Annotated in this window: 11 protein-coding genes; all 11 read left to right on the top strand. The window is 72.4% G+C overall.

The features are described from left to right. Nucleotides 1–16: 16 nt before the first annotated feature. Entirely contained in the window at nucleotides 17–871 is an 855-nt protein-coding gene (locus R7226_RS07100; protein ID WP_318596351.1) for a sugar phosphate isomerase/epimerase family protein, read from the top strand. Nucleotides 872–908: 37 nt separating this feature from the next. Beyond that, nucleotides 909–1,355 (top strand): nitroreductase family deazaflavin-dependent oxidoreductase, encoded by a 447-nt coding sequence (locus R7226_RS07095; protein WP_318596350.1) that lies wholly within the window; start codon nucleotides 909–911, stop codon nucleotides 1,353–1,355. 133 nt (nucleotides 1,356–1,488) lie between these two features. Next, nucleotides 1,489–3,411: a right-handed parallel beta-helix repeat-containing protein gene (locus tag R7226_RS07090; protein ID WP_318596349.1), complete on the top strand. Its 1,923-nt coding sequence runs from the start codon at nucleotides 1,489–1,491 to the stop codon at nucleotides 3,409–3,411. 11 nt (nucleotides 3,412–3,422) lie between these two features. Then, complete coding sequence (locus tag R7226_RS07085) at nucleotides 3,423–4,445, top strand: thiamine pyrophosphate-dependent dehydrogenase E1 component subunit alpha (protein ID WP_318596348.1); 1,023 nt, start codon at nucleotides 3,423–3,425, stop codon at nucleotides 4,443–4,445. Further along, nucleotides 4,442–5,413, top strand: a complete 972-nt coding sequence (locus tag R7226_RS07080; protein WP_318596347.1) for an alpha-ketoacid dehydrogenase subunit beta — start codon at nucleotides 4,442–4,444, stop codon at nucleotides 5,411–5,413. The genes R7226_RS07085 and R7226_RS07080 overlap by 4 nt, the downstream gene beginning before the upstream one ends. Further along, the gene (locus tag R7226_RS07075) at nucleotides 5,410–6,192 is read left to right on the top strand and encodes an SDR family NAD(P)-dependent oxidoreductase (RefSeq protein ID WP_318596346.1); all 783 of its coding nucleotides are present in this window, start codon (nucleotides 5,410–5,412) and stop codon (nucleotides 6,190–6,192) included. The genes R7226_RS07080 and R7226_RS07075 overlap by 4 nt, the downstream gene beginning before the upstream one ends. A 13-nt stretch (nucleotides 6,193–6,205) precedes the next feature. Next, a complete protein-coding gene (locus tag R7226_RS07070) occupies nucleotides 6,206–6,937 on the top strand; it encodes an SDR family NAD(P)-dependent oxidoreductase (protein ID WP_318596345.1) in 732 nt (243 codons plus the stop codon). Between the two features lie 26 nt (nucleotides 6,938–6,963). Continuing rightward, on the top strand, nucleotides 6,964–8,316 hold the full coding sequence (locus R7226_RS07065; protein ID WP_318596344.1) for an ABC transporter substrate-binding protein: 1,353 nt from the start codon (nucleotides 6,964–6,966) through the stop codon (nucleotides 8,314–8,316). Between the two features lie 48 nt (nucleotides 8,317–8,364). Further along, complete coding sequence (locus R7226_RS07060; protein WP_318596343.1) at nucleotides 8,365–9,513, top strand: SDR family oxidoreductase; 1,149 nt, start codon at nucleotides 8,365–8,367, stop codon at nucleotides 9,511–9,513. A gap of 13 nt (nucleotides 9,514–9,526) precedes the next feature. Continuing rightward, the gene (locus R7226_RS07055) at nucleotides 9,527–10,438 is read left to right on the top strand and encodes an amidohydrolase family protein (RefSeq protein WP_318596342.1); all 912 of its coding nucleotides are present in this window, start codon (nucleotides 9,527–9,529) and stop codon (nucleotides 10,436–10,438) included. 24 nt (nucleotides 10,439–10,462) lie between these two features. Next, a complete protein-coding gene (locus tag R7226_RS07050; protein ID WP_318596341.1) occupies nucleotides 10,463–12,550 on the top strand; it encodes an alpha-amylase family protein in 2,088 nt (695 codons plus the stop codon). The last annotated feature ends 7 nt before the right edge of the window (nucleotides 12,551–12,557 follow it).

The following is a 12,557-nucleotide window of genomic DNA, read 5'->3' as shown; positions in this document are numbered from 1 at the left end:
ATACCGGGTCTCGGCGATGGATCTGTGGTTCTACCACTCGCTCGGCACGTACGAGTTCGACGTCCGCTGCGAGATGCTGCAGCAGCTCGGCTACGACGGCATGCTCGTGATGCTGTGGAGCGAACCGGCGTGGGCGACGGTGCCGCGGCTCGGCGGCGTGCGCGAGCGCTTCGGGATCGACGTCACGTCGGTCTTCACCTACGTCGAGGAGCTGGGCGACGCGGCGCACCTGCGCCGCATCGAGCGGCTGCTGCGCGACGAGCTGGACGGCTCGCGCCGGCTGGAGCTGGCGATCCTCTCCGGCGGGGAGGGGGTCGCGCCGTCGGATCCGCGCGGCGACGAGCGCGTGCTGCCCGTGCTGGAGAGGCTGCTCGCCGCGGCCGAGGAGCGCTCGATCGAGCTGTCCCTCTATCCGCACGAGTCGTGGTGGATGGAGCGGACCGAGGACGCGGTCCGCCTCTGCGAGCGACTCGCGCATCCGCTGCTGCGGGTGACCTTCTCCGCCTACCACTGGTACGCGACCGATGGCCGCGACCTGACCGCGACGCTCGCCGCAGCGGCACCGCACCTCGCCTCGGCGAACCTCTCCGGCGCGACGCGCGTGGCGGGCGCCGTGCCGGCCCATCACCTGCTCGACGAGGGCGAGCTGGACACCTTCGCGGTGCTCGGCGGGTTGCGCGACGCCGGCTACGAGGGACCGCTGCACCTGCTCGGCTACACCGTCGGCGGCGACGTCCACGCGAAGCTCAGACGGTCGCTGGAGAGCGTGCGCGAGCTGGAGCGGCGGCTGGACCGTCACCCCGCCTGGGCACGCTTGAGCCCCGACGTCTTTCCCTACCTGCCGGCCGTCCTGGAGCGGGACGCGCCGTGATCCACTCGTCGCAGTCGACGATCGAAGGAGCGCTTGCATGAGCAGACGACCCACCCCCAGAGCGAAGGCGAAGATCCGCGAGTCGGCTGCCGAGCACGTCGCGCGCTATCTCGCGACCGACGGTGAGGACGGCTACTGGATCGACAGCTGGCCGACGCTGATCCTGACGACCACGGGCCGTAGATCGGGCGAGCCGCGCAGCACGCCGCTGATCTTCGGCCGCTCGGGCGACACGTACCTGCTGATCGGCTCCTTCGCGGGCTCCGGTACGCACCCGGCGTGGTACCTCAACCTCGACGCGAATCCGGAGATCCACGTCCAGGTCAGAGGCGACCGCTTCGCGGCCCGCGCGCGCACCGTCGTGGGCGAGGAGCGCGAGCCGCTGTGGAGGCTGATGGTCGAGCTGTTCCCCTACTACGCGGACTACCAGGAGAAGGCCGGCCGGGAGATCCCCGTTGTCGCGATCGAGCGTGTCACACCTTGACGTGATTATCAGATAGCGATACAGTTATCGAGCTGTGACAGGTGACCGCGAGCACGCGCTCGCGGTCGGGGTTCGAGAGGAGATTCACGTGAACGGGCTTCCTGCCGGCCAGCGCCGGCGGTCTTGCCGTGCCATGGCCGGGGCGATCGTCACGATCGGCCTGCTGGCCGCGACATGCGCGAGCGCCGAGGCGACCACGCCGCAGCCGCGGCAGCTCTACGTCTCCCCGGCCGGCAGCGACGCCTGGCCCGGCACCAAGCAGCAGCCGTTCGCGACGCTGCAGCGCGCGCAGCAGCAGGTGCGCACGCTGACGGCCGCGATGAGAACCGACGTCGTCGTCAACCTGCGGCGCGGCACGCACACGCTGAGCGCGCCGCTGGAGCTGTCGGCGACGGCGGGCGACTCGGGCCAGAACGGCCACGACGTCGTCTATCAGGCGCACGGATACGGCAGCCGCTGGCAGGAGCCGGTCGTCGTCAGCGGCGGCCGCCGCATCTCCGGCTGGCAGCGCGCGAGCGCGGGCAGCCCGATCTGGCAGGCCGACGTCGGCGACCTCGACACGCGCCAGCTGTACGTCGAGGGCCGTCGCGCCACGCGCGCCGCGCTCGGCGGCGGCCTCCCGGGCAGACTGACCGCGACGACGACCGGCTACGTGACCGACAGCGTCGCGCCGCAGGCGTGGGCCGACCCGCAGGACGTCGAGCTGGTCTACCAGGGCGCCTACCCGTGGTCGGAGGCGCGCTGCCAGGTCGAGAGCATCACGGGCGACGCGACCTCCTCGACGATCACGATGGAGCAGCCCTGCTACCGCTGGGCGAAGAAGCTCTACTCGGGCGAATGGGGCGGCTACGTCTTCGAGCTGATCGACCCGACCGCGGTCGAGAACAGCGCGAGCTTCCTGAGCGAGCCGGGCAGCTTCTCGCTCGACCGCTCGGTCGCGGGCCATCACGTCCTCTCGTACCTGCCGCGCAGCGGCGAGGAGATGAGCTCGGCGCGCGTCATCGCGCCGGTGCTGCAGACGCTGATCTCCGGTGAGGGCACGGCGAGCGCACCGCTGCACGACGTCGCCTTCAAGGGCCTGACGCTGTCGCACGCGACGTGGCTGGCGCCGAACGCGCCGACCGGCTTCCCGCAGATCTTCGCGAACGTCTACGAGAACGGCGACCCGCCGGACGAGCTGTTCGGGATCAGCAGAGAGGCGAAGACCGTTCCGGGCAACGTCGCCTTCCACGGCGCGCAGCGGATCGAGCTGGAAGGCAACCGCTTCACGCAGCTCGGCGCCGTCGCGCTGGAGCTGTCGCGCAACAGCTCCCACAACGTCGTGCGCGGCAACGTCTTCAGCGACGTCTCCGGCGGCGGGATCGTGCTCGGCGTCCTCAACCCCGAGACGAGCGGGACCAATCGCGGCAACGTGATCGACAACAACTGGGTGCACGACATCGGCGTCGAGTACCACGGCTCGCCCGGCATCAACGTCGTGCGCGCTCAGGACACGACGGTGTCGCACAACCAGGTCGACCACGTGCCGTACTCCGGCATCGTCTTCACCGGCGTCGCCGACGACCAGGCGGGCACGCCGGCCGACCTGATCACGCGTGGTGCGCGCGTGCTCGACAACCTCGTCTTCGACGTCACCAGAACGCTCCACGACGGCGGCGCGATCTACACCTCGGGCGCGCAGGGCACGTCGTGGGCCGACGCCGCGCTGGTGCGCGGCAACGTCGTCCACGACAGCGACCCGGTCGGCCCGATCGGGCTCTACACCGACGAGTCCGGCAACTGGACGAGAGTGCTCGGCAACGTCTCCTACCGCAACGGCGCGGCGTTCGGCGGCTGCGCGCTGCCGCAGATCCGCAACACCCTGATCGCCGACAACTTCTGGGACGACGACGTGCCCAACTGGGGCTGCGGCGAGCCCGAGAGCGTCGAGGTGCGCGACAACACGCTGCTGCCGAGAGCGACCTTCGAGCAGGCCTGCCAGGCGAACTGGGAGTGCCGCCGGATCGTCCGCGGCGCCGGCCTGCAGTTCGGCTACCGACACCTGCTGCGCAGATGAGAGGTCCCGCGATGACAGCGACGCGCACGGCGAACGCCGGCTGGAGACAGGAGGAGCGGGAGCTGTTCCTGGGCCTGTACGGCGAGATGACGCGGATCCGCCGCTTCGAGGAGTTGATCCAGTCGCTCTTCCTGAAGGGCGAGGTGTACGGGACGACGCACCTGTACAGCGGTCAGGAGGCAGTCGCGGTCGGCGTGTCGAGCGCGCTCGACGAGCGCGATCGGGTCGCCGGGACCTACCGCGGCCACGGGCACGCGCTGGCGCAGGGCGTCGGCGCCAGCGAGCTGCTGGACGAGATGCTCGGCCGTGCGACGGGGATCAACGGCGGGCGCTCCGGCTCGATGAACGTGACCTCGATGCGGCACGGCTACATGGGCAGCTACGGGATCGTCGGCGGCTCGATCGCGGCGGCGACGGGAGCGGCGATGGCCGTGCGCCGGCAGGGCGGCGTCGCGGTCGCGTACTTCGGTGACGGCGCGACCAACCAGGGCTACTTCTTCGAGTGCCTGAACTTCGCGCACGTCTTCAGATTGCCGGTCCTGTTCGTCTGCGAGAACAACCTCTACATGGAGTACACGCTGACCGAGGCGGTCAGCGGCGGCGACATCCTCAGCCGCTCGGTCTCGCTCGGCGTGCCGGCCGAGCAGGTCGACGGGATGGAGGTCTGGAGCGTGCGCGAGGCGGCCGGACGAGCGGTCGAGCGGGCACGGGCGGGGGAGGGGCCGACGCTGCTGGAGGCGCAGACCTATCGCTTCGTCGGCCACTCGCGCAGCGATCCCGCGCGCTATCGCCCGGCGGGGGAGCTGGAGCGGTGGAGAGAGCGCGATCCGCTCGTGCTGACACGGGCGCGGCTGGAGCGGGAGGGCGTCGAGCCCGCCGCGCTGGACGCGATCGAGAGCGCCGTCGCCGACGAGCTGGAGGCCGCGCGCGAGCGCGGCCTGGCAGCGCCGTGGCCCGACCCCGCTACGCTGCCGCCCGAGTTCGCCGAGCAGCTGGGCGACCGCGCGAGCGCGAGCACGGGAGCCGCGCGATGAGCGCGCTCGAGTTCCGCACCGCGATTCGCGACGCGCTCGACGCCGAGCTGGACCGCGACGAGAACGTGATCGTGTTCGGCGAGGACGTCGCCGTCGCCGGCGGCGTCTTCGCGGTCACGCCGGGCCTGCACGACAGATACGGCGACGGGCGCGTCTTCGACACGCCGATCTCCGAGCTGGCGATGGCCGGCGCCGCCTATGGCGCCGCGGTCTGCGGGATGCGGCCGGTGCTGGAGATCATGTTCGGCGACTTCCTGCCGCTGGCGATGGACAGCCTCGTCAACCAGGCGGCGAAGTTCCTCTTCCTCGACGGGGAGCACGGCTGCCCGCTCGTGATCCGCTGCGTCGTCGGCGCCGGCGGCCGCTTCGGCGCGATCCACTCGCAGATGCCGGTCTCATGGCTGCACGGCATCCCGGGCGTCAAGCTCGTCGCGCCGTCGACGCCGGCGGACGCCTACGGGCTGATGCGCGCGGCGATCCAGGACGACAACCCCGTCGTCTTCTTCGAGCACAAGCGGCTCTACTCGACGAGAGGGCCGGCGCTGCCGGCGGGCGGCGGCGCGCTGCTGCCGCTCGGTCGCGCCGCGGTCGTGCGCGCGGGCTCCGACGTGACGATCGTCAGCGTGATGAAGGGCGTCCACGACAGCCTCGCGGCGGCGGAGACGCTGGCGGCGCAGGGCGTCGAGGCGGAGGTGATCGACCTGCGCACGATCCGCCCGCTCGACGTCGAGACGATCGTCGCCTCGGTGACGAAGACGAGCCGTCTCGTCGTCGTCGAGGAGGGCCCGCTGACCGGCGGCTGGGCCGGCGAGACGATCGCCCGCGTCGTCGAGCACGCGCTCGGCGACCTCGACGACGCCTGGCGGATCGCGACGCCCGACGGCCCCGTCCCGTACAGCCCGCCGTTGGAGGATGCCTTCCTGCCCGGCGCGGAGCGGATCGCGGCCGAGATCCTGGAGCGGCGATGACCCGCTTCGGCGGCAAGGTCGCGCTCGTGACCGGCGGCTCCAGCGGCGTCGGGCGCACGATCGCGGTCGCGCTTGCCGCCGGGGGCGCCGCGGTCGGCGTCGTCGGGCGCGATGCGGAGGCGCTCGCGGAGACGGTGGCGCAGGTCGAGGCGGCCGGAGGACGCGCGACGGCGATCGTCGCCGACGTCAGCGACGGCGCCGCGGTCAAGCGCGCCGTCGAGGAGGTCGTCGCCGCCCACGGCGGAATCGACCTGCTCGCGCACGCCGCCGCCGTGCTGCGGCTGGGCGCCGCTCCTGAGCTGCCCGAGAGCGACTGGGACCTCGTCTTCGACACCAACGTGAAGAGCTGCTTCCTGCTCGCCAAGCACGCCGTGCCGGCGATGCGGGCGCGCGGCGGCGGGGCGATCGTCAACGTCGCGTCCGTCTACGCGCACGCGGCCGATCCCGGCGGGGCCGCGTACGCCGCGTCGAAGGCGGCCGTCGTCGCGCTGTCGCGCACGATGGCGCTCGACCACGTCGGCGAGGGCGTGCGCGTGAACTGCGTGCTGCCCGGCTCGATGCGCACGCCGATGCTGGAGGCGGTCGCGCGCGAGCACGCGCCGGAGGACCCCGGCGCGATGCTCGCCGAGGCCGGGCGCCGGCATCCGCTCGGGCGCCTGATCGAGCCGGCGGAGGTCGCCGACCTCGTGCTCTACCTGCTCAGCGACGCCGCGACGGCGATCGTCGGCGGCGCCTACACGATCGACGGCGGCTGGCTCGGCCAGCTCGCGTCCGCCTGACCGGAGGGATCGAATGGACCTTGGACTGTCGGGACGCGTCGCCGCGATCACCGGCGCCACGAGCGGGATCGGGGCGGCATGCGCGCGGGCGCTGGCGCAGGAGGGCTGCGAGATCGTCGCGGCCGACCTGCGTCCAGCGCCCGCGGGCCAGCTGCCCGAGGGATGGCTCGCCGTCGAGGCGGACGTGGCGAGCGCCGACGGCGGGCGCCGGGTGGTCGACGCGGCGCTGGAGCGCTTCGGCCGGCTCGACGTGCTCGTCGCCTGCGCCGGGATCTACGAGACCGGCGCGCTCGACGACGTCGACGCGGACAGATGGGATCAGGTGATGGCCGTGAACCTGCGCGGCACGTTCCTCTGCGCGCAGGCCGCGATCGCCGCGATGCGCCCGCGCGGCTGGGGCCGCGTGATCACGCTCGCCTCGATCGCGGCCCGCAACGGCGGACGGCTCGCCGGCCCCGCCTACGTCGCCTCCAAGGCGGGCGTCGTCGGGCTGACCCGCTCGCTCGCGCACGCCGCGGGCCCGCACGGGATCACCGTGAACTGCGTCGCCCCGGGCGTGATCGACACGCCGATGACGGGCGTGATGGGCGACGCCGCGAAGGCGCAGCTGGCGGGCGGCACGCCGCTGCGCCGCAACGGCCGCCCGGAGGAGGTCGCGGACGTCGTCGCGATGCTCGCCTCCGAGCGGGCCGGCTTCGTGCACGGCGCGCTGGTGGACGTCAACGGCGGGCTGGCGATGGGATGACCCGAAGCTCGAGAAAGGACGCCAAGATGGAGATCTCTGCTGTCAGCCGCGGTCGTCGCGCGGTGCTCGCCGTGGCGTTGTCCGGCCTCGTCGCGGCGTTCGGCGCCTGCGGCGACGACGGCTCGTCGTCCACCTCCGGCACCGCCGGGCGGACCGCGACGGTCGCTGACGGTGAGAAGGTCACGGGCAAGCTGACGTACTGGTTCGCCCCGACCGCGCCGGCCGAGCGCGCCTGGTGGGAGAGATTCGTCGAGCGCTTCGAGCGCAGACACCCGGGCGCCGAGGTCGACCTCACGACCTACTCGACGGAGGAGTACTTCACGAAGGTGCTGGCGGCGTTCACCTCCGGTGACGAGCCGGACCTGTTCCACACCGACACCGGCGAGTACCTCGACAAGTTCGTCCGCACCGGCAAGATCGCGGCGCTGAACGACCTCGTCGACAGGGGCGACTACGCCCCGGCCAGCCTCGAGCCGCTGACGGCGCCGGACGGCGCGCTCTACGGCGTGCCGGACTACTGGTACGTGCTCGCGATGTGGGACAACGTCGACCTGCTCGCCGAGCACGGCCTCAGACCGCCGAGAACCTGGGACGAGCTGCTGGGCGTCTGCAGCGTCCTCGGCGCCGCCGGCGTCGTGCCGATCGCGTTCGGCGACGGCGGCCAGGACCAGTGGACCGCCGGCCACTGGGTCGACACGCTCATCTACCAGTACGGGGGCGCGAAGGCCGTCGCCGACGCGACCTACGGCACCGGGGGCGCGAGCTGGTCCGACGAGCCGATCGTCGAAGGCGCGAGCCGCTTCGCGGAGCTGGTCGACGCCGACTGCTTCCCGAAGGGCTTCACCGGCATGAACTACACGCAGGCATCGGCGCTGTTCCTCAGAGGCAGAGCCGGGCTGACCTTCACCGGCACCTGGTTCGCCCCGCAGATCGCGAGCGAGGCCGGCGACTTCGCGGTCGAGGTCACGCCGATGCCCGACGGGCCCGGCGCGACGCGCTCGACCGCGTCCGCCGAGGGCATCGTCGGCGGCGTCTCGGCGCTCGCCGCGACGACGAAGGCGACGGCGGCCAACCCGGCGCTCGTCGCCGCGTTCCTGAACGAGTTCGGCGCCGAGGCCGACGCGTACGCCAACGCGACCGACCAGCTCAGCGTCGCGGCCGATCCGCAGCCGAAGGGCGGCGGCCTGCAGGCGAGACTGACGCGCCTGCTGACGTCGGTCGGCGAGCTGGGCCCGGTGACCGACATCACCGTCCCCGGCATGTTGCGCGATCCCTACCTGCAGCAGGTCCAGGCGCTCAGCGCCGGTGACCTCTCACCGCAGCAGTTCGGGGACGCGATGGCAGAGATCGTCGAGCGCGAGCGCCCGAACTTCCCCTAGCCGCATCGCATCACCACGCACCACGTCCCATCGAAACGAGGAGAGAGCATGAGCACGATCGAAGAGATCGCGCGCGTCTACTGGCAGGCTGAGGAGTCGCGCGATCCTGATCGGATCGTCGAGTTCTTCAGCCCCGACGCGACCTGGGTCGGGCCCGGCGTCAACCTGCGCGGCCACGAGCAGATCCGCGGCTTCTACGCCGCCAGCGCCGCGGCGTTTCCGCGGCTGGAGGTCGAGCTCGGGCGCGTGATGGGAACCGACGAGGAGGCCGCGATCGAGTGGAGCGCCGTCTTCGGCGACGGCGCCGGCAACCGCCGCGGCCTCGCGGGCGTGAACCTGATGCGCACCGACGGCGAGCGGATCGTCTCGCTGACGACCTATCACGACCCGTCCTCCTTGGCCGACCCCGTCGCCGCGGCGCGGTTCGCCGGGCGCCGTGTGCTCGTGACCGGCGCGGCCGGCGGCATCGGCGCGGCGACCGCGCGGCGGTTCGTCGAGGAGGGCGCCTTCGTCACCGGTGTCGACGTCGACGGCGACGGGCTCGCGCGCCAGCGCGACGCGCTCGGCGAGCGCTTCACGCCGCTGGTGGCGGACATCACCGACACGGCGGCTCAGGCGCAGATGATCGCCGCGGCCGCGGGTCCCGACGGCGCGCTCGACGTGCTCGTCAACAACGCCGCGGTCTTCCTGCTCGGCGGGCTCGACGCGACCGAGGAGCAGTGGCGCCGCACGCTCGACGTCAACCTGCTCGCGCCGGCGCAGCTGGTCGCGCTGGCCGCCGACGCGCTGGGCCGCTCCGCCCATCCGGCGGTCGTCAACGTCGCCAGCATCTCCGGCCACGTCGCGCAGGCGAACCGCTGGACCTACAACGCGAGCAAGGGCGGGGTGCTGGAGCTGACGCGCTGCCAGGCGCTCGACCTCGCCCCGCGCGGGGTGCGCGTCAACAGCGTCAGCCCCGGGTTCATCTGGACCGACGTGCTCGACCGCGGCGCCGGCGGCGACCGCGAGCGCTGGGAGAAGGTGTGGGGCTCCTACTGCCTGCTGCAGCGCTGCGCCGAGCCCGAGGAGGTCGCGGAGGCGATCGCGTTCCTGGCGTCCGACGCCGCCTCGTTCGTCACCGGCGCGGACCTGCCCGTCGACGGCGGCCTGCTGGCGACGAGCGCCGAGGGCACCGCGGCGCACGAGTTCGCCTCCTAGGGAGCGCTGGACGATGACCGCCCTCCCGTTCGTCGACACGCACCTGCACTTCTGGGACCTGGAGCGGTTCCACTATCCATGGCTCGCGGACTTCCCCGAGCTGGCCTCCGACTACCTCCCCGGCGACCTGCTCGCGGAGGTCGCCGACCGCGAGCCGGCCGCGCTGGTGCACGTGCAGGCCGAGGTCGATCACGCGCTCGATCCGGTGCTGGAGACGGAGTGGATCGCCGGCCTCGCGGATGCGCTGGGGCCGGCGCTGCCGCCGCTGGTGCACGTCGCCTACGCCGACCTGCGGGCCGCCGGCCTCGACCGTCTGTTGGAGCGCCACTGCGCGCATCAGATCGTGCGCGGGATCCGGCAGGAGGTCTGGTTCGACCCGGCCTCCACGCGCGCCGACGTCCCGCGCGAGAACATGTTGGCGGACCCGGCGTGGGCTGCCGGCCTGGCACGGCTGCCCGCGCATGACCTGTCGTTCGACCTGCTCGCCTGGCCGCACCAGCTGGCGCAGGCGGCCGACGTCTGCGCGGCGGTGCCCGACCTGCGGGTCGTCGTCGACCACACCGGCCTGCCGCCGGCGGAGGAGGGGGCCGACCTGCAGGTCTGGCGCGATGGCCTCCGCCGCTTCGCCGCGGTTGTGCCGCGGTCGGTCCTGAAGCTCTCCGCGATGGCGTTCGTCTCGCCCACGTGGACCGTCGAGACGGTCGCGCCTCGCGTACGCGAGGCGATCGAGATCTTCGGCGCGGACCGCTGCATGTTCGGCAGCAACTTCCCGGTCGATCGCAGCTGCGCCTCCTACGACGGCCTGTGGTCCGCATACGAGCAGATCGCCGGCGAGGCCAGTCCCGCCGAGCGCTCCGCGCTCTTCTCCGAGACCGCTCTGCGGGCGTATCGGATCGATCCGCATACATCACAACTTGATAGATAGATCACAGTGAGATACATTCACCCCGTGTCAACCGGTGCGAGAGAGGTCTGGATCGACGAACGCCAGCGCGCGCTTCCGGCGCGCCCGTGGCGCAAGATCCACCTCGACTTCCAGATGGACGCGGCAGTTGGCGAGGTCGGCGCGCGGTTCGATCCCGACGCCTTCGCGGCGACGCTGCAAGCCGCGCACGTCGATGCCGTCGTGCTGTGCGCGAAGAACACCTACGGCTACGCGTTCTTCCCGAGCGAGGCCGGCCCGGTGCATCCGGGCCTGGTCGCGCCGAACCTCGTCGGCCGTCAGGCCGCGGCCGCTCGCGCGGCGGGCATCAAGGCGTACGCGTACCTGTCGATCGGCTGGGACGAGTACGCCGCCGAGCGTCATCCGGAGTGGCTCGCGTTCAAGCGCGACCGCACCAGCTACCTGCCGCAGCTCGGCGAGTCGCCGATGTGGTCGGCGCTGTGCATGTCGCACCCCGCCGTCGCCGAGCGCGCGATGGCGCAGACGAGCGAGCTGCTGCGGCACGCCGAGGTCGACGGCGTCTGGTTCGACATGGTCTATCCGATCGCGGGCGAGTGCTTCTGCTGGCGCTGCCTCGAGCAGCTGCGCGACGCGGGCCTCGACCCGCTCGACGAGGCGGTCCAGCGCCAGCACAAGAGCGAGCTGCACGCGTCACTGCTGCGGCGGCTCGCCGCCCACGTGCGCGGCATCGATCCGGCGTTGCAGGTCGAGTACAACACGCTCGCCGTGCTCGGCGTCGGCGACCGCCTCGACGCCGTCGACAACATCGACATCGAGGCGCTGCCGACGGGCGGCTGGGGCTACGGCTACTTCCCGCTGCATGCGCGCTACGCGCGCACGCTGGGCCGCTCCGTCTACGGGATGAGCGGCCGCTTCCACACGGCGTGGGGCGACTACGGCGGGCTCAAGCATCCGACGCAGCTGCGCACCGAGCTGGCCGGCATCGTCGGGCAGGCGGTTCGCTGCGACATCGGCGATCAGCCGCTGCCGACGGCCGGCCTCGACGCGGCGACCTACGCGACGATCGGCGAGGCGTACGCGGAGATCGAGCGGCTGGAGCCGTGGCTGGAGGGCGCCGTGCCGGCGACCGAGGCGGCGATCGTCGTCGACGGTCCGCCGCTGGCGCATCTCGCCGACCTCGGGGGCACGGAGTTCCCGGCCGCGCACGCGGCCGCGATCGGCGGGCTCGCGAAGCTGATGGCGGAGTGCCAGCTGCAGTTCGACGTGGTCGACGTCGCGCAGGCGTTCGAGCGCTACCGGCTCGTCGTGCTGCCGGACTCGCTCGAGGTCGACGAGGCGCTCGCCGCACGGCTGACGGCGTACCTGGCTGACGGCGGGGCGGTGATCGCGTCGCACCGCGCGCTGCGCGCGAGCGGGACCGACGAGCTGTGGCCGGCGGCGCTGCGCGGCGCCTACCGCGGCGCTTCGCCGTTCCAGCCGGCATTCACCCGGCTCGACGGCGACTTCGCGACCGAGCTGCCGCGCTACGCCGACTACGACTTCGCGCTCTACGGCGAGGCAGACCGCTGGGAGGTCGCGGCGGCGGACGACGTCGTCGTGCTGGGGCGCTTGGGGGAGGCGCGCTTCCAGCGTTGGCAGGAGGGGTGGCAGTCGGCGCCCCCGCAGGACCGCACGCGGTTCGCGACGATCGTGCAGGCAGGAGGACTTGGGGCGTTCTGCTTCCCGATCGGCGCGAGCTACTTCGATCACAGCTACTGGATCTACCGGGAGCTGTTTCGCCGCATGGTCGCGCGGCTGCTGCCACAGCAGCTGGTGCAGGTCTCGGCGCCGCAGAGCGCCGAGGTGACGGTTACGCACCAGGCCGCCACCGCGCAGCGGGGTGAGCGCTGGATCGTGCATGTCGTCAACTACTCGCCGTTGCGGCGGGGCAGAGGCGGCATCGAGTACGTCGAGGATCCGATCCCGCTGCACGACGTCGGCATCGCGCTGGCGATCGACGGACCGATCGAGCGTGTCTACGACGCACGCACCGATGCGGCGCTCGCGCTCAGCTACGAGGCGGGCCGGTGGTACGCCCGCGTGGCGCGCGTGCCGATCGCCGCGACCGTCGTCTTTGAAGCACCACGGCAGTAACCCACTT

Source organism: Conexibacter stalactiti, assembly GCF_033542075.1.
Classification (GTDB): Bacteria; Actinomycetota; Thermoleophilia; order Solirubrobacterales; family Solirubrobacteraceae; genus Conexibacter; species Conexibacter stalactiti.
The sequence above is the reverse complement of the archived record's forward strand: the minus strand, read 5'-3'. Positions and strand labels throughout refer to the sequence as shown.